Origin of the sequence: Streptomyces netropsis (assembly GCF_014203545.1) — a bacterium.
In the GTDB taxonomy this organism is placed as follows: domain Bacteria; phylum Actinomycetota; class Actinomycetes; order Streptomycetales; family Streptomycetaceae; genus Streptomyces; species Streptomyces netropsis.
Window position 1 is genome coordinate 129575 of the sequence record NZ_JACHJG010000015.1, and the last position, 17841, is coordinate 147415.

At 71.6% G+C, this 17841-nt stretch carries 14 protein-coding genes; 2 read left to right on the forward strand and 12 right to left on the reverse strand.

Annotated elements, in window-relative coordinates; all coding sequences use genetic code 11:
- Window positions 1-83: 83 nt before the first annotated feature.
- From FHS38_RS29230 to nrdR, 8 genes are all read right to left on the reverse strand, one after another.
- Entirely contained in the window at window positions 84-725 is a 642-nt protein-coding gene (locus FHS38_RS29230) for a hypothetical protein (RefSeq protein WP_184738616.1), read from the reverse strand.
- A 58-nt stretch (window positions 726-783) separates the two neighbouring features.
- Window positions 784-1485, reverse strand: coding sequence for a ribonuclease HII (gene rnhB / locus FHS38_RS29235; RefSeq protein WP_184738618.1), 702 nt, complete (start codon window positions 1483-1485; stop codon window positions 784-786).
- A 64-nt stretch (window positions 1486-1549) separates the two neighbouring features.
- Window positions 1550-2443 carry an ADP-ribosylglycohydrolase family protein gene (locus tag FHS38_RS29240; protein WP_184738620.1) on the reverse strand — a complete coding sequence of 298 codons (894 nt, stop codon included), beginning with the start codon at window positions 2441-2443 and terminating at the stop codon, window positions 1550-1552.
- An 11-nt stretch (window positions 2444-2454) separates the two neighbouring features.
- Window positions 2455-3114, reverse strand: a complete 660-nt coding sequence (locus FHS38_RS29245) for a histidine phosphatase family protein (RefSeq protein ID WP_184738622.1) — start codon at window positions 3112-3114, stop codon at window positions 2455-2457.
- A 130-nt stretch (window positions 3115-3244) separates the two neighbouring features.
- On the reverse strand, window positions 3245-3850 hold the full coding sequence (locus FHS38_RS29250; RefSeq protein ID WP_184738624.1) for a YdbC family protein: 606 nt from the start codon (window positions 3848-3850) through the stop codon (window positions 3245-3247).
- 33 nt (window positions 3851-3883) lie between these two features.
- Entirely contained in the window at window positions 3884-4714 is an 831-nt protein-coding gene (locus FHS38_RS29255; protein WP_184738626.1) for an arylamine N-acetyltransferase family protein, read from the reverse strand.
- A gap of 196 nt (window positions 4715-4910) precedes the next feature.
- Window positions 4911-7784 (reverse strand): vitamin B12-dependent ribonucleotide reductase, encoded by a 2874-nt coding sequence (locus FHS38_RS29260; RefSeq protein WP_184738628.1) that lies wholly within the window; start codon window positions 7782-7784, stop codon window positions 4911-4913.
- Between the two features lie 116 nt (window positions 7785-7900).
- Window positions 7901-8413, reverse strand: coding sequence for a transcriptional regulator NrdR (gene nrdR, locus FHS38_RS29265; RefSeq protein ID WP_184738630.1), 513 nt, complete (start codon window positions 8411-8413; stop codon window positions 7901-7903).
- 636 nt (window positions 8414-9049) lie between these two features.
- Between nrdR and lexA the strand changes: the two genes are divergently transcribed.
- Window positions 9050-9835 carry a transcriptional repressor LexA gene (gene lexA, locus FHS38_RS29270; protein WP_130881823.1) on the forward strand — a complete coding sequence of 262 codons (786 nt, stop codon included), beginning with the start codon at window positions 9050-9052 and terminating at the stop codon, window positions 9833-9835.
- Between the two features lie 86 nt (window positions 9836-9921).
- Here lexA and FHS38_RS29275 read toward each other — a convergent pair whose 3' ends face one another.
- The 4 genes from FHS38_RS29275 to FHS38_RS29290 form a co-directional block, all read right to left on the reverse strand.
- Entirely contained in the window at window positions 9922-11895 is a 1974-nt protein-coding gene (locus tag FHS38_RS29275) for an ATP-dependent DNA helicase (RefSeq protein ID WP_184738631.1), read from the reverse strand.
- Window positions 11896-11984: 89 nt separating this feature from the next.
- On the reverse strand, window positions 11985-12680 hold the full coding sequence (locus FHS38_RS29280) for a GNAT family N-acetyltransferase (protein ID WP_184738633.1): 696 nt from the start codon (window positions 12678-12680) through the stop codon (window positions 11985-11987).
- A 179-nt stretch (window positions 12681-12859) separates the two neighbouring features.
- Complete coding sequence (locus FHS38_RS29285; RefSeq protein ID WP_184738719.1) at window positions 12860-14809, reverse strand: IucA/IucC family protein; 1950 nt, start codon at window positions 14807-14809, stop codon at window positions 12860-12862.
- Window positions 14810-14835: 26 nt separating this feature from the next.
- Window positions 14836-16335 (reverse strand): aminotransferase class III-fold pyridoxal phosphate-dependent enzyme, encoded by a 1500-nt coding sequence (locus FHS38_RS29290; protein WP_184738635.1) that lies wholly within the window; start codon window positions 16333-16335, stop codon window positions 14836-14838.
- A 279-nt stretch (window positions 16336-16614) separates the two neighbouring features.
- On the opposite strand from FHS38_RS29290, the gene FHS38_RS29295 reads away from it, so the two are divergent.
- Window positions 16615-17817 carry a trypsin-like serine peptidase gene (locus tag FHS38_RS29295; protein ID WP_184738637.1) on the forward strand — a complete coding sequence of 401 codons (1203 nt, stop codon included), beginning with the start codon at window positions 16615-16617 and terminating at the stop codon, window positions 17815-17817.
- Window positions 17818-17841 lie beyond the last annotated feature (24 nt).

Below are 17841 nucleotides of genomic sequence, written 5' to 3' on the forward strand. Positions count from 1 at the left end.
GACGCGCCCGCGTCCCCGCGACCACGGATCCGTCGGCCACCGGCGCCTCCTCGACGGGGCGGGGTGGCCGACGGGTTCGAACGCTAGACGCCCGTGGAGAGAAGGGCGTTGACCCGCTGCGGGTCACCACAGACGATCAGCAGCGCACCGGCGCGAGCCAGCGCCGCGGGCAGCGCGCCGGACACCGCGGCGTCCGTGCCGCCGTTGACGGCGACGACCACGACCGGGCGGGTCGTGGCACGGGCCGCGTCGGCACCCGCGTAGAAGACATCGTCTCCGGCGTCGTGCTGCGCCCAGTACGACGCCTCGCCGAAGGACAGCTCGTGCGCCGCCCAGGGGTGCGGATCACCGGTGGTGAGCACCAGGATCTCACCGGGCGCGCGGCCCGTGTCGAGCAGCAGGTCGACGGCTTCGTCCGCCGCGTCCAAGGCGCCCTGCACGGAGGCGGGGATCAGCTGGATCTGCGGGGCGGCCGCCGGGGCGGGCCGCGAAGCCTGCGCCGGTATCGAGGCGGCGGCCGGGGCGTCCGCCACCGTCTCGCGCGGGCTGCGCGGAGCGGGGACCGGTCCGCGGTTCGAGCCGGGGTTTCCGGGTCGCGCCGGGACGGGGCGGGGGCCGGGGCCAGGGACGGGTCGGGGGGTCTGCGTGGTCCGGCCGGCGGTGGGAACTGCGCGGGGACCCGGGACACTCTCGTGAATCTGAGGCTCCTCGGGGATGAGAGGCATGAGTTGATGTTTATCAAACGCCGGTGCGGGTCGCATCGGCGGGTGGCCGTAGGGCCGCTCAGAAGTCGAAGCCGATCTGGCCTCCGGCCTCCAAGGCGACTGTTTCGGGGCTGATGCGGGGCCGTTTGAGGTGCTGCCACCGCGGCAGCGCGTCCAAGTAGGCCCAGGACATCCGGTGGTGCGGAGTCGGGCCCAGCTCCTCCAGAGCGGCCCGGTGCACCGGCGAGGGGTATCCGGCGTTGTCACAGAAACCGAAGTCCGCGTGGTCGACGCCCAGTTCCGCCATCATCGCGTCGCGCCGGACCTTGGCGATCACGGAGGCGGCGGCGACGACCACACAGGACTGGTCGCCCTTGATGACCGTGCGGACCTTCCAGGGGTCGCCGAGGTAATCGTGCTTGCCGTCGAGGATCACCGCGTCGGGCCGCACCGGCAGCGCGTCCAGGGCGCGGCACGCGGCCAGTCGCAGCGCCGCCGTCATCCCCAGCTCGTCGATCTCCTGGGGGGAGGCGTCACCGAGGGCGTGGGCGGTCACCCAGCTCTCCAGCTGCTGGGCGAGCGCGGTGCGCCGCTTGGGCGTCAGGAGCTTGGAGTCGGTGAGGCCGTCCGGCGGCCGACGCAGACCCGTGACGGCCGCGCAGACGGTGACCGGACCGGCCCAGGCGCCCCGGCCGACCTCGTCGACACCGGCGACGATCTTGGCTCCGGTCGTGGCGCGGAGCGAGCGCTCGACGCTGTGGGTAGGCGGTTCGTACGGCATGACGCTGTAAGCGTACGCCCCGGGGGCGGCACGCGGTGCGCCGCCCCCACTACCGCCCGTCAGCTCAGCGCGCGGCGGCCGGCAGCCAGTCGGGCAGGTCCTCGGTCTGCCGCAGCCAGTCGGCGGGCGGGGCACCGCTCACCCCGGCCGCGACCACGCCGCCGGCGATCGCGCAGGTGGTGTCCACGTCGCCGCCCGCCTGCGCGGTCGTCCAGAACGCCTCCTCGAAGGAACCGAGATGGCGGGCCGCCGCCCACAGCGCGAAGGGCACCGTGTCGTGGGCGCTGGTGCGCCGGCCACAGCCGAGGACGGCCGCGACGGTAGTGGGGTCCCCGTAGTCGAGCATGTCGCGGGCGCGGCGCAGCCCCGCGTGCACGGCGCTGCGGGGCACGAGGGCGATTACGCCGTCCAGCAGGGCGCCCGGGTCGACGGAGCCCGCCGGGTCGGCGGCGATCGCCGCGGCGGCGGCCACGGCCATGCTCCCGGCGACCGCCTCGCGGTGCTGGTGGGTGGTGTAGGCCGAGATCTCGGCCTGGTGCGTGGCCTGCTCGGGGTCGTCCGCGTACCAGGCGCCCAGCGGGGCGATGCGCATGGCGGCGCCGTTGCCCCAGGACCCCTGGCCCTTGAACAGCGCGGCGGCCAGCTCACGCCAGTCGCCGCCCTCCCTGATCAGCCGCAGCATCCGGTTGACCGCCGGACCGTAGCCGCGGTCGAAGTCGTGGTGCTCGGCGAAGGAGCGCGCGAGGGCGTCCTGGTCGATGCGGCCGTGCTCGGCGAGGACGGCCAGCACGGAGCAGGCCATCTCGGTGTCGTCGGTCCACTGCCAGGGGGCGGGCGGCAGCTCGCGACGCTTGAGGGAGGGATAGTTGTCGGGGACGAAGAACTGGGAGCCGAGGGCGTCGCCCACGGCCAGCCCTCGCAGGCTCCCCAGGGCTCGGTGGAATCGGTCAGCGGTCATCGCAGCGAACTCTAACCGGTGAAGCCGTACGATTCGGGGGTGCACCAGCGCTCGAACGGCCGGTCCAGGTGATACCGGCCGTCGGGTCCGAGCAGCAGGGCCCGGCTCTCGGCGTTGCCCGGGTTCGACAGGCATTCGAACTCGGCGACGGTCCAGTGCAGCCAGCGCATGCAGAACAGCCTCATGGTCAGGCCGTGCGTGACGATCAGGACGTTCGGCGGGTGCGCCGGGTCCTCGAAGCTGCGCCACAGGCTCTCCAGGAAGGCGCCCACCCGGTCGTAGACGTCCGCGCCCGATTCGCCCTGGGCGAATCGGTAGAAGAAGTGCCCGTAGGCGTCGCGGTAGACCTTCTGCTTGCGTACGTCTTCGCGCTCCTGCCAGTTTCCCCAGTCCTGCTCGCGCAGCCGCGGCTCCTCGCGGACCCGGACGAGGCGCGGGTCGAGCCCGAGGGCCTGGAAGGTCTGGTGGGTGCGGCGGTAGGGCGAGACATAGGCGGAGACCTGCTCGTCCCCGAAGAGCTCACGCATCCGCACCCCGGCTTCCTCGGCCTGCTTGCGGCCCCTCTCGGTCAGGCTCAGGGCATGGTCGGGTTCCCGTTCGTAGACGGTGTCGTCGACGTTTCCTTCCGACTCTCCGTGTCGGATGAGAACGATGCGCCGGGGCCGTGACATGCCGCCACCCTAGATCGAGTACCGGCCACCCGCCGCGCCGGTCCGGGACCAGCCGGAGATCACGGCCCCCGGCCGGGGTCGTGTTCTCGGGCACTGCTCGCCCGGCCCCGGAGCGTGCGGGGCCGGGCGGTCACACCGTCCAGGACGGCTCTATCGCGACGATGTCGCCCGCGATGGCCGCCACGTCCGCCTCGGTCTGCGCCCGCAGGGCGAGCCGCTCCACGCGCTCGGTCCGGTACTTGCCGTGCTCGGCCTCGGAGTTCCACATCGACAGCACCAGGAATTCCTGGCCGGGCGCCTCGCCGAACACGCCGCGCAGCATTCCCGGGGACCCGGCCATCGCCGGATTCCACACCTTCTCCTGCATGTGCGTGAAGTGCTCCACCCGGTCCGCACGGATCCGGCAGTGGGCGAACCGCACCACGTCGGCGTCCGAGAACTGCGGCCGGAAACCCACCTTCACATCGAAGCGGTGCTCGAACAGCCGGACCTGGATGTCCTTGTACGTGCCGACCTGGGAGGCCGCCAGTCTGTCGTGCGAGCGCGCCATGAACGAGTCGTAGAAGGCGCGGCTCTCCCAGAAGCCGAAGAGGTGCGCCACATGCGGACGCCCACGGCTCCAGCCGCCGCCCTGCCCCCGGAATCCGGGCTCACCGAGCAACCCCGCCCATTTCCGCTGCCCCCGCTCGAACCCGCGGCGGTCCACCACGGTGCAGCGAATCCACTTGACCAGCACCGCGCCATCGTACGGCCCCGGCCGTGGCGCGTATCACGTACCGGAGGAGTACACCCGCGCGAGCGTCTCGGCGTCCGCCGCGCCCAGCTCGATCCGGAACTCCCGAGACAGCACATCCGTCAACTCTTCCACCCCGACCTCGCACGCGTCACGCGAGCCGTCGGCCCGAGCGCGCGTCAGGACCGTGCCGACCAGATTCCGCCGGTGATCGGACTCCGTCTGCTGCACTACGGGCCGGGAGACGAAGGGTGAGCGCGGGTGCGTCGAGATGTAGTGGTTCATGACGGCGTAGTCGACGGGGAACCGCTCCTCCGGACCGAACGCGTAGAGGTCCGACCAACCCTCCGGGTGGAGCGTGCGCAGGACGCGTACGTCCTTCTGTTCACGCTCGATTCCAAACGTCCAGTCCCCCTGGCGCTCCCGTACCCCGTCCCGCAGCGGCAGCGGCTCCAGCAGCCCCTCGCCGCCGAACCCGACGTCGCACAGCCACTGCTCGCCATCGGCCTCGACCTTGAGCGCCATATGGGTGACGGCGCGCTGCTTGTCGCTGCCCATGCGGACCCGTGCCCCGAGGCCGGTGAAAGAGAAGCCGATGCGGTCGAGAGCGGCGGCCAGCAGCAGGTTCTGCTCGTAGCAGTAGCCCCCGCGACGGCGCTTCACCATTTTGTCCTGCAGCGCCGGAACGTCCAACAGGACAGGGCGGCCGAGCAGGATCTCCAGGTTCTCGAACGGGAAGGCGGCCACGTGCCCCCGGTGCACCGCCCGGAGCGTCGCCAGGTCCACCCGCGGTGTGCCCGTGCATCCGATGCGTGCCAGGTAGCCGTCGAGGTCCAGCTCGTCGCCGCCCCACAAGGACTCGCCCATACCGCCGCTCGCTCCCTCGCCTGGTCGTTCCGTGAGTATTCATGATCGGCAATGACCGTCGGCGATCGGCCCGGAACGTTCGTGATCAGCTTTCGCGACCAGCGGTGGAGCCGGTCGAGAGCTCCCGGCGTCCAAGGCCCTGGTACACCGAAGGGGAGCCGGCACCGGGCCGGCTCCCCTTCGGTTCACACGACTGTCAGCTGCAGCCGCTGGTCGAGCCGCAGCCCTCGCAGAGGTAGCAGCTGCCCGCGCGGCGCATCTTCGTGCCACAGGAGAAGCACAGCGGTGCGTCCGCGTTCAGGCCGAGCTGCATCTCCACCAGCTCGGTGGAGTTGTGGACCTGCTTGGGGGCCGGGACGACGGCCGCCGGCTGCGCCGGGGTCTCCGCCTTCGGGGCCTCGAAGTGCCGCGGCGCGGACTGCGCCAGGCCCTCGACGTCGACCTCGTCGTCGGACGGCTCGTACGAGCCGGTGTCCAGGTGACGCTGGCGCTCCTCGGCGGAGTGGATGCCCAGCGCCGAGCGCGTCTCGAACGGCAGGAAGTCCAGCGCCAGGCGGCGGAAGATGTAGTCGACGATCGACTGCGCCATCCGCACGTCCGGGTCGTCCGTCATGCCGGCCGGCTCGAAGCGCATGTTCGTGAACTTCGAGACGTACGTCTCCAGCGGGACGCCGTACTGCAGACCGACCGAGACGGCGATCGAGAAGGCGTCCATCATGCCCGCGAGGGTCGAACCCTGCTTGGACATCTTGAGGAAGACCTCACCGAGACCGTCGTCCGGGTAGGAGTTGGCGGTCATGTAGCCCTCGGCGCCACCCACGGTGAAGGAGGTGGTGATGCCCGGACGGCCCTTGGGCAGCCGCTTGCGGACCGGGCGGTACTCGACGACCTTCTCCGTGACGGGGGCGACGGCCTCGGGGGCCTTCGCCTCCTCCTTCTTCTTCGCGGAGAGCGGCTGGCCGACCTTGCAGTTGTCGCGGTAGATCGCGAGCGCCTTCAGACCGAGCTTCCAGCCCTCGAAGTAGACCTCTTCGACCTCTTCGACGGTCGCCGACTCCGGCAGGTTCACGGTCTTGGAGATCGCGCCCGACAGGAACGGCTGCGCGGCGGCCATCATGCGCACGTGGCCCATGGCGGAGATCGCGCGCTCGCCCATGGCGCAGTCGAAGACCTCGTAGTGCTCGGTCCGCAGGCCCGGGGCGTCGATCACGTTGCCGTGTTCGGCGATGTGGGCGACGATCGCCTCGACCTGCTCCGGCTGGTAGCCGAGTCGCTTGAGCGCCTTGGGGACCGTGTTGTTCACGATCTGCATCGAGCCACCGCCGACGAGCTTCTTGAACTTGACCAGGGCCAGGTCCGGCTCGACGCCCGTGGTGTCGCAGTCCATCATCAGGCCGATGGTGCCGGTGGGGGCGAGCACCGAGGCCTGGGCGTTGCGGAAGCCGTTCTGCTCACCGAGGCGGATGACGTCCTGCCACGCCTCGGTCGCCGCGGCCCAGACCGGGGTGTCCAGGTCGTCCACGCGGTTGGCGACACCGTTGGCGTCCGCGTGCTGCTTCATGACGCGCCGATGGGCGTCGGCATTGCGGGCGTAGCCGTCGTACGGGCCGACGACCGCGGCCAGCTCGGCGGAGCGCTTGTAGGAGGTGCCGGTCATCAGCGAGGTGATGGCACCGGCGAGCGCGCGGCCGCCGTCGCTGTCGTACGCGTGGCCGGTGGCCATCAGCAGGGCGCCGAGGTTGGCGTAGCCGATGCCCAGCTGGCGGAAGGCGCGGGTCGTCTCGCCGATCTTCTCGGTCGGGAAGTCGGCGAAGCAGATGGAGATGTCCATCGCCGTGATGACCAGCTCGACGACCTTGGCGAAGCGCTCGGCGTCGAACGACTGGTTGCCCTGGTCGTCGTCGCGCAGGAACTTCATGAGGTTGAGCGAGGCGAGGTTGCACGAGGAGTTGTCCAGGTGCATGTACTCGCTGCACGGGTTGGACGCGGTGATCCGGCCCGTCTCCGGCGAGGTGTGCCAGTGGTTGATCGTGTCGTCGTACTGGATGCCCGGGTCGGCGCAGGCCCAGGCCGCCTCGGCCATCTTGCGGAAGAGGCCCTTGGCGTCGATCTCCTCGATGACCTCACCGGTCATCCGGCCGCGCAGACCGAACTTCGAGCCGGCCTCGACGGCCTTCATGAACTCGTCGTTCACCCGGACGGAGTTGTTGGCGTTCTGGTACTGGACGGACGTGATGTCGTCGCCGCCCAGGTCCATGTCGAAGCCGGCGTCGCGCAGGGCGCGGACCTTCTCCTCTTCCTTCACCTTGGTCTCGATGAAGGCCTCGACGTCCGGGTGGTCGACGTCGAGGACGACCATCTTGGCCGCGCGACGGGTGGCGCCGCCCGACTTGATGGTGCCGGCGGAGGCGTCGGCGCCGCGCATGAAGGAGACCGGGCCGGAAGCGTTGCCGCCGGAGGAGAGCAGCTCCTTGGAGGAGCGGATGCGGGAGAGGTTCAGGCCGGCGCCGGAGCCGCCCTTGAAGATCATCCCCTCTTCCTTGTACCAGTCGAGGATCGACTCCATGGAGTCGTCGACGGAGAGGATGAAGCAGGCGGAGACCTGCTGCGGCTGGGCGGTGCCGACGTTGAACCAGACCGGGGAGTTGAAGCTGAAGACCTGGTGCAGCAGGGCGTAGGTCAGCTCGTGGTCGAAGATCTCGGCGTCCGCCGGGGAGGCGAAGTAGCCGTGCTCCTCGCCGGCCTTGCGGTAGGTGCGCACCACTCGGTCGATGAGCTGCTTGAGGCTCGACTCACGGTCCGGGGAGCCGACCGCGCCACGGAAGTACTTGCTCGTGACAATGTTGACCGCGTTCACCGACCAGGAGTCGGGGAACTCGACGCCACGCTGCTCGAAGTTGATCGAGCCGTCGCGCCAGTTGGTCATGACGACGTCACGACGCTCCCAGACCACCTCGTCGTAGGGGTGGACGCCGGGAGTGGTGTGAATGCGCTCGATGCGCAGACCCTTGGCACCCTTGTTTCCCTTGGAGCGGGAACCTCGTGCCGGGCCGCTCGTCGTCTCTGTCATGCCGCCTCCCTCTACGGGCAAAACGCCCTAATGCGCCCAATTCTTCCGTGGCGCGATGTGTGTCTTCCACCCGTGCGCGCGGGGCGCGCCGGGCTGATCCTGTGTGGTCTCCGCTTTTACTCGGCGGCCGCGGCGGGCGCCGGAACGTCGACGTCCGTGCCGCGACCGACGGCGTCCGCCGCGGGCCGCTGCTCGCGGAGCTCCGCGACGGCGGCCTCGAAGTCCTCCAGCGAGTCGAAGGCCTGGTACACGGACGCGAACCGCAGATACGCGACCAGGTCGAGGTCCTTGAGCGGACCGAGTATGGCGAGCCCGACGTCATGCGTGGAGAGCTCGGCGCTGCCCGTGGCGCGCACCGCCTCTTCGACACGCTGGCCGAGCTGGGCCAGGGCGTCCTCGGTGACCGGGCGTCCCTGGCACGCCTTGCGCACGCCGGAGATGACCTTGTTGCGGCTGAAGGGCTCGGTGACCCCGCTCCGCTTGATCACCATGAGTGACGCGGTCTCCACGGTCGTGAAGCGACGGGAGCAGTCGGGGCACTGGCGGCGCCTGCGGATCGAACAACCGTCATCGGTGGTCCGACTGTCGACGACCCGGCTGTCGGGGTGCCTGCAGAAGGGGCAGTGCATGGCTCTCCACCCTCCTTCACCCTCGAGGAACCTCGAAAAAAGCTGTACACGATCTTGGGCTTCGGCGGGCCTCGTACAGGCCTCGTGAAGCAGCCCCCAGCATAGGCGATGGCCGCGACCGGAATGCACCAGGGCCACCCGCGGACCACTACTGGTGGGTGGCCGCCGCCCATCAAACCACTAGATCTGGTGCCCGGCGGGCAAGCGCGCCGAGCGCGTGTCGCGCCGCCGGGGACGGGCGCCGACACCGTCGGACGGGCCCGGGGCGCGCGGGAGCGACCCCGGACGGGGCGCCACGGGCCCACGAATGGCACACTGGCCCCGGCGCACGGAGCCCGGCACCGGACCCCATGGATCCACCCCGGTCCACCCCGCGCCGAGCACCACGGCACGGGCGCGGAACAGCCGCAGTCGAGGGCACTTTGGGGCGCATTGCCCGGTCCGGCGATCCTCGCGCGATCCGGCGGCCTTCGCACCGAAGGCTACCGCAATGGGCGAATTGATCTCCGCCTGTACACCTTCCCGCCTGATCACGTCAGGCAATCTGCGATATTTCACTCGAACGTGTGTTTGGCGCAACCTTTCGAAAGCAACTACCGTTGTCCAGCTAGGGAGAACATCTCGAGAGGGGCCGACGTGACCACCACCGCAGACAGCGCCACCATCACCGCCCAGGACCGCTCCCAGAGCCGACTCGACCAGGCACACCCGATGAATGACGCAGCCATGAACGCCGAGGGGCAGAAGCCGGCCCGCTCACTCCCGGGACGCCCTCCAGGAATCCGGGCGGACAGCTCCGGGCTCACCGACCGGCAGCGGCGCGTGATCGAGGTCATCCGGGACTCGGTCCAGCGCCGCGGTTACCCACCGTCCATGCGAGAGATCGGCCAGGCGGTGGGGCTCTCCAGCACCTCTTCCGTGGCCCATCAGCTGATGGCCCTGGAGCGCAAGGGATTCCTGCGCCGGGACCCGCACCGCCCCCGGGCCTACGAGGTGCGCGGCTCCGACCAGCCGAGCTCCCAGCCGACCGACACGACCGGCAAGCCCGCCGCGTCGTACGTACCCCTGGTCGGCCGGATCGCCGCCGGTGGCCCGATCCTCGCCGAGGAGTCCGTCGAGGACGTCTTCCCTCTCCCCCGCCAACTGGTGGGCGACGGCGAGCTGTTCGTGCTGAAGGTGGTCGGCGATTCCATGATCGAAGCCGCCATCTGTGACGGCGACTGGGTGACGGTGCGTCGTCAGCCCGTCGCGGAGAACGGCGATATCGTGGCTGCGATGCTCGACGGCGAGGCGACCGTCAAGCGCTTCAAGCGCGAGGACGGCCATGTGTGGCTGCTGCCGCACAACGCCGCCTACCAGCCCATTCCCGGTGACGAGGCCACCATCCTCGGCAAGGTCGTGGCGGTGCTGCGGCGGGTGTGAGTGCGCGAAGACCGGGCCCCGGAACCACTGCGCCGGTTCCGGGGCCCTGCTGTGTGCGGCCCCGTTCCCGACGTCGCGGCCCGCCGCTACTTCTCGTCCGCCTTCGCCGCGGCGTCGATGGCCGCCAGTGAGCGGCGCGCCTGGTTACGGTCCGTGGTGTACCAGAAGTCCGGCATCGAGGCGCGCAGGAAGCTGCCGTAGCGAGCCGTCGCCAGCCGCGGGTCGAGCACCGCGACCACGCCCCGGTCGCCCGTCGCCCGTACGAGCCGGCCGGCCCCCTGCGCCATCAGCAGCGCCGCGTGGGTCGCCGCGACGGCCATGAAGCCGTTGCCGCCGGCCTCCTCCACGGCCTTCTGCCGGGCACTCATCAGCGGGTCGTCGGGGCGGGGGAAGGGCACCCGGTCCATGACGACGAGCTGGCAGTTCACCCCCGGCACGTCGACGCCCTGCCACAGGGACAGCGTGCCGAACAGGCACGTACGGGCGTCGGCGGCGAAGGTCCGGATCAGCTCTCCGAGCGTCTCCTCGCCCTGGAGCAGGATCGGCAGATCGAGCCGGCCCCGCAGCTCCTCGGCCGCGGCCTGCGCGGCCCGCATGGAGGAGAACAGCCCGAGCGTCCGGCCCCCCGCGGCCTCCATCAGCTCTGCCAGCTCGTCCAGCATGTCGCTCCGGCTGCCTTCCCTGCCGGGCTGGGACAGGTGCTTGGCGACGTAGAGGATTCCCTGCTTCGGGTAGTCGAACGGGGAGCCGACGTCGACGCCCTTCCACTGGGGGAGGTCGTCGCCCTCGATGCCCTCGGGGGCGAGGCCCAGGGAGGCACCGACGCCGTTGAAATCGCCGCCGATCTTGAGCGTGGCCGAGGTGAGCACCACGGAGCGCTCGCTGAAGAGCTTCTCGCGCAGCAGACCGGAGACCGAGAGCGGCGCGACGCGCAGGGACGCGCCGAAGCGGTCGTGACGCTCGTACCAGACGACGTCGTATTCGGAACCCTCCACGATGCGCTCGGCCACCGCGTGGATGCTCTCCACCGCGGCGAGAGCCTGCTTGCGGACCGCGTCCTCGTCCTGGACGGATCGGTCGCGGGTGTCGCCGATCGCCGAGATCACCGTGCGGGAGGCGTCACGCAGCGCCACGAGGGCGTATCCGAGGTCCTCCGGGATCTCCTCCAGCCTCCCCGGCAGGGCCAGCTCCATCAGCCGCTCGAAACTCTCGGCGGCGGTCTGCAGCGCGTCGGCGGCCTTCTCGTCGACGAGCTTGGCGGCCCGTCGCACGGCGCGGTTGACCTGGCCGGGAGTGAGCTCGCCGGTGGCGACGCCGGTGACCCGGGAGACCAGCTCGTGGGCCTCGTCGACGATCAGCACCTCGTGACTGGGGAGCACCGGGGCGCCCTCGATCGCGTCGATGGCGAGCAGGGCGTGGTTGGTGACCACGACATCGGCGAGCTTGGCGCGCTCGCGGGCCGCCTCGGCGAAGCACTCCGCGCCGTACGCGCACTTCGAGGCGCCGAGGCACTCGCGGGAGGTGACCGAGACCTGGGACCACGCGCGGTCCGAGACGCCGGGCGTCAGGTCGTCCCGGTCGCCGGTCTCGGTCTCGTCCGACCAGTCACGCAGCCGCAGCAGGTCCTTGCCGAGCTTGCTGGACGGGGCCGCCGCCTCGAAGGGGTCGAAAAGCCCCTCCTCCTCTTCCTGCGGCACTCCCTCGTGGAGCCGGTGCAGGCACAGGTAATTCGACCGGCCCTTGAGCATGGCGAACTGCGGACGGCGGCGCAGCAGCGGGTGCAGGGCGTCGACGGTCCGCGGAAGATCACGCTCGACGAGCTGGCGCTGGAGCGCGAGCGTCGCGGTCGCGACGACGACCCGCTCGCCGTGGGCGAGGGCCGGCACCAGATAGCCCAGGGACTTTCCGGTGCCGGTGCCGGCCTGCACGAGCAGATGGGCGTCGCCGTCGATGGCTTCCGCGACGGCTTCGGCCATGGTGACCTGGCCGGGGCGCTCACTGCCCCCGACGGCGGTGACGGCGGCGTGCAGCAGGTCGGTGAGGGAGGAGGAGGCAGTCATAGCTCTTCCAGCCTAAGGGGCGGCACTGACATCGCCGTCCTCATGGAGTGCGGAGTGCAGGGGAACCGTGGCACGAAACGGTCGCCGCTTCACAGGACGTCGCGCAGGGAGCGGTCGCGGATCATCAGGGCCACGCGCTTGTCGGGCAGGTCGACTTCACCGGTCAGCCGGAAGCCCGCGCCGAGGAAGGCGGCGACACAGGGGGTGTTGCGAAGATCGGGTTCGGCGACGACCCGGCCGCAGGACGGCCGGTGGTCCAGGACGAGGTCGGCGACGGTGCGCAGCAGGGCCGTGCCCAGGCCCCGGCCCCGGTCGGAGACCTTGCCGATGAGCAGGTGCAGCCCCGTGTCGTGCGGCCGGGCCGGGTAATAGCGGGCGATGGGATCGAGGTCGGCGCGGTAGACCTCCCAGTAGCTCATGGGCACCCCGTCGAGCACGCCGAGGCAGGGCACGCTGCGCCCGTCGCCGTCGAGCTGGGTGCGGAGGTGGTCCGCGCTCGCGCTGTCGGGCCCGGCCAGTCCCCAGAAGGCCGCGACGGCCGGGTCGTTCATCCAGCGGGCGACGAGACGCAGGTCGCGCTCGATCCGGACCGGTACGAGCTGGAAGGCGCCGGCCGTGGTGTCGACGGGGCCCCAGCCGGCCAGGCCGTCCAGCAGGTCGGGGTCACGGGAGGCGGGCGCCTCGGGGCGGTCGTAGGCGATGAGCTCGACGAGTTCGTCGGAAAGACGCAGGTCGAGGGTGTCGGGGCCGAGGTCCGCGTCGGCATCGGCGTCGATGGGTGGCACAGCGTCGCTCTCCTCTTGGATGCCCCCGTGAGTAGGACCCCCCTGAATCCCGTGGACCTCATGGCCCTCGGGAGCCCCACTGCCCTTCGGGCTCCCGAGACCCTCGGAGATCTTCCGTGTCTCGACCGTCGCAGAGGCCCGCTGAGCCCCGTTCACCCCGGTGCCGGGGCGCGCGCCGCTCATTCGGCGGAGGTGACAAGGGGGTTGGTGATGGTGACGTAGACGGATTGGGTGTCGACCGGGCCGACGAGTTCGTCGAGCCCGTGCAGCCTGGTCAGCAGATTGGCCTTGCAGCTGAGGGTGGGTGCCTCGAGCAGGTGGCCCGTCAGGGGCGAGGGGTGCGGGGTGCGGTCCTCGCCCGTCGTCCTGGCGGCCTCCTTGAGGAAGCGGCGGAGCGCGGCCAGCAGGATCCGCTCGTCGGCCAGGCGCTGTGCGCCGAACGCGCCGATCAGACCGAGGATGTTGTTGATGCCGAGGTAGTAGGCGAACCGCTCGTCGGCGACGTCGTCGTCCACGAAGGTCTCGCTCTTCGCGCCGATCCCCGGGAGCCCGCGTTCGAGCGCGGTCCGGTGGGACTCCCGGAAGTAGTAGCCCTGGTTGTCGCGGAATCGCCCGCCGACCGGCCAGCCGTCGCGGTCCAGCAGGACGAGGGTGTTCTGCTGGTGCGCCTCCAGGGCGATGCCCGCCTCGCCGTCCAGCCAGAGCACGGGCCGTACGACCGCCTCCAGATAGCGCAGGAACCACTCCGCGGAGACCGCCCCGGCGGGCCGGCCGGTGCGCAGGGCGAGCCCCGCGACGATGTCGGCGAGCCGGGAGCCCATGGCCGGTCGTCCGTCCGGTCCGGCCCGGTCCGGCCAGGGGCGCGGGGAGATGAGGCCGGCCAGGCATACGGCGTCGTCGCCGGGGCCGAAGGGGTTGTGCCGGATGACGACGTCGAGGCCGGGCAGCGGTGTGCCGTCGGGGGCGTCGACCGCGAGCCAGGCCGGGTCCCGGACGATGTCGAAGCCGAGGCCGCCCGGGCAGGCCGCCCGCCATCGCTCGGCGAGGCCGCTGCGCAGCAGGCGGTGCACCTCGACCCCGCGGTGCAGCTCCTTGCGGAGGTTCTCACGGCGGGAGTTGGTGATGCGCACGCCGAGGGAGAGCTTCAGCATCGCGAGCGCACCGGAGCGGTAGACCGTCCGTACGGAGGAGGTCGGGGACCAGGGCTCGCCGCAGGGGCCGAGGTCGTGGAGCAGGCCGGCGTCGAACAGCCGGGCCATGGCGGGGCGGTTGCGGAGGTCGCGTGCCTGCCAGGGGTGCAGCGGCAGAGGCACGGTGTCCGTGGGGAACCGGAGGCGGGGGCCGGCGAGCCGGGTGGCCAGTGTGGCGGCCTCCACGGCCCGGCCGCGCTCGGTCCAGGCGGAGTCCGTGGCCAGCGCGGAGGTGTGGACGGCCAGCCAGTGCAGGGGGAAGGAGCCCCGCGTCTCCGGGGAGTAGAGCGGCGATTCGGCTTCGGAGAAGCCCTCGCGGCTCTTGGGCGCGGGGTGCAGGGGATGCCCGAGGACGAGGGCCTGCTCGCTGTAGAGGAAGAGGTCTCCCCCGTCCGGGTCGGCGGGCCGGGCCCGCCGGTGCGCGACGAACTCGGCGGTGCGGCGCGCGGAGTCGGCGACCCGCCCGACGAGATCGCCGCCGTCCCCGATGGACGGCCCGCCTTCTCCCGCGGCACGGTACGCGGCCTCGCGGCCGAGGAGGGCGGCAAGCGTCACGGCGTCGACGGACGGGGCGTCGGCGGGGGCGTCCGCCGACGCGGGCGGGCCGAAGCGGTGCCAGCCGGCGGCGGACCAGTAGACGACGGGGACGAGGAGGGTGGTACCGCTCGCGGGCAGCGGGATGTGCAGGACGGGGCCGTCGGGGTGGGCGACGTCGTTCTCGCGCACCCAGCAGCGGAGCAGGTTCTCCACAGTGGCGGCGTCACCGGCGACCCGCGGGTCGGGGTGCTCCAGCGGGTCGGCTTCGGCGTGGCGGCCGGGGTCCTGGATCCCGCCGGGGTGGCCGCTCTGGCGCGGCACCGCCGAGACGATCTCCTGCCGCGGGCCGGGGTCGTGGCCCTGGGCGGCGGTGGACGCATCGGTGTCGGGGGATGCGTTCATGGGCGGTGCGGCGTGCACCTCGGCGGTCAGGCCGGGGATGCGGCGCCTGCCTCCTTCGGCGTGCTGGGGTGGCTCGACGGGCTGGGGTGCGGGGTGGTGCCGGGGGGAGGCGCGGCGACGGGCGCCGTCCACCCGCCGGGGCTGCCCGGCGCACCGACGTTCCTCGACGTACCGCGGTGCTTCGGGGAGCCGAGGTCAGGGGGCCGCTGGTGCGCGCCGCGCGAGACGGCCGCGACGGCGTCGGAGAACCGGTCGAGCACCGCCGCCGCCTGCTCGTCCGTGATGGTCAGGGGTGGCAGCAGCCGGATCACGCTGGAATACCGGCCGCCCAGCCCGACGATCAGGCCGCGCCGCAGGCACTCCCGTCGCACCGCGGCGGCCGAAGCGGGCGCGGCCGGGAGCGGCGGGCGGTCTCCTCCGTCGGGGTCGACGAACTCCACGCCGATCATCAGTCCGCGCCCTCGTACCTCCCCGATGTGGTCGCACTGCGCCGCCGTCGCCCTCAGCCCGGCCAGCATCCGCTCGCCCAGCAGCGCGGCGCGCTCGGGGAGACGGTTCTCTCGGACGTACTTCAGCGTCGCGGCGCCCGCCGCCATGGCGAGCTGGTTGCCCCGGAAGGTCCCCGCGCGGTCGCCGGTCCGCCCGGCGTCCAGCTCGTCGCGGTGGACGACGGCGGCGAGCGGGAGGCTGCCACCGATGGCTTCGGACAGGACCATGACGTCGGGGACGACCCCGCTGTGCTCGACGGCCCAGAACGCGCCGGTCCGGCCCACCCCGGTGTGCGTCTCGTCGGCGATCAGCGCAAGGCCGTGCGCCGCGGTCAGCTCCCGCATCCGGCGCAGCCATCCGTCCGGCGCGGGAATCACCCCGCCCTCGCCCAGGACGGGTTCGACGAGCATCGCGGCCGGGCCGTCCGCCCGGCTCCCGCGGTGCTCCAGCAGGCTCTTCGCCCGGTCGGCCGCCAGGTGGGCGCCGTTCGCGCCGCCGACGCCGAACGGGCAGCGGTAGTCCTGCGGGTAGGGCAGCCGGATCACGCTCCCGCCCGGCGCGGCCGCGGCGATCTTGTCGTGGGCGCCGGTGAAGGCGAGCAGCCCGGTGCGCCCGGTGGCCCTCCGTACGAGCCCCAGCGCGGCCCGTACGGCGTCGGTGCCGGCCGGGCCGCAGAAGCGGACCCGCGCCGAGTCGGCCCAGGGGCGTGGCAGCGTGGCGGACAGCTCGTGGGTGAAGGCGTCCCGCACCGGCGTGGCCAGGTCCATGACGTGCAGCGGCGCACCGGAGTCAAGGACGGAACGGATGGCTTCGAGCACGACCGGGTGATTGTGCCCGAGGGCCAGCGAGCCCGCTCCGGAGAGGCAGTCGAGGTAGCGACGGCCGTCGGCGCCCTCGACGGTCAGCCCACGGGAGCGCACCGGCACGACGGGCAGCGAGCGGGCGTAGGTGCGGGCCGCAAATTCACGGGTCGGCTGTCGCAGGGGGATCTCCTCGCGCGCCGACGGCCCCACGGGCGGTAGCTGGGTCAAGGCCACGGCTCTGGGTCCTCCTGCTGAACGCTGGTCGGCTGTCCCCCGTACGTACCAACGACGCCGCGGGCTACGGAACACGGCCCGAAGTCAAGATCCTTCCCGGCGGAACCGAGGACCCGCGATCATCCGTCTCCCACCACACCGGGCATAGTGTGGGGCCGCGCCCCGTCACTGGGGCGGTGCATGACAAGTTCATCAGTGCCCGTGCCACCGGGCGCATCGGCGCGCGACCGACGGGCACTTTTCATGACAAGCAGAGATCAACCAGGGGGAGTCCACTCCATGTCACCCATACGCCGGCCGGCTTTGGCGGCCGCCGCTCTCACCGCCGCTCTGGCGCTGACCGCCACCGCGTGCGGGCCGTCCGACGACAAGGCCGCGGGCGGCGACACCAAGCCGAGTGCGACCGCGAGCCAGGCGAGCGACGACCTCCCCAGCCTGCCCAAGGGAATCCCCGCGCAGGACCTGGAGAAGTGGAAGCAGAAGTGGAAGGAGGGGGCCTGGAAGAACTGGGACAAGGACCAGTGGGTGCGTGAGGCCCGCGACTTCATCAACCCGATCATCAAGGAACACTGGAAGCCCGGCAACATGAAGGACGCCCGGGCCGGCGACAAGACGCTCGCGACGCAGGGCGCCCCGGGGACGGTCCCGGGTTCGGGCAGCAGCGACCAGGGCGTCACCGACCCCGAGCCGAGCCCGGTCACCGCGAAGGCCGTCAAGCTCCCCTACCGCCAGAACGCGGCCCCGGTCGGCAAGGTGTTCTTCGACGGCCCGCAGGGGCACATGGTCTGCTCCGCGACCGTCGTCAAGGACCCGGCCCACCCGGGCAAGTCCAACATGGTCTGGACCGCGGGTCACTGCGTGCACGCCGGCCAGAAGGGCGGCTGGTACCGCAACATCGCCTTCGTCCCGTCGTACAACGACAAGGGCCTGCCCGCCTCGCAGGTCAACAGCGCGCCGATGCAGGACGTCGCCCCGTACGGCGTGTGGTGGGCGAACTGGGCGCAGACGTCCTCGCAGTGGATCGCGCAGGGCGCGGAGAGCGGTGGCGCGGGTGCGCCGTACGACTTCGCCGTGCTGCACGTCAAGCAGGAGAGCCCCACGGGCAAGTCCCTCGAGGAGACGGTCGGCAACGCCCTGCCCGTGGACTTCAGCACCCCGCAGGTGAAGTCCATCCAGTCCATGGGCGCCTGGGGTTACCCGGCCGCGGCGCCGTTCGACGGTCAGAAGATGTACGACTGCATCGACCGGCCCGGCCGCTTCACCCTGCAGCCCGCGCAGCCGACGATGTACCGCATCGGCTGCACCATGACCGGTGGTTCGTCCGGCGGCGGCTGGTTCGCCAAGGGTGCCGACGGCAAGCTGGCGCTCGTTTCCAACACCTCGATCGGCCCGGCCGGCAACACCTGGCTGGCGGGTCCGCGCCTGGGCCCGGAGGCGAAGGGCGTCTACGACGCGCTCAGCCGGAAGTTCGCCAACCAGTAGGTCCGCGGCACCATCGCGAAGGCC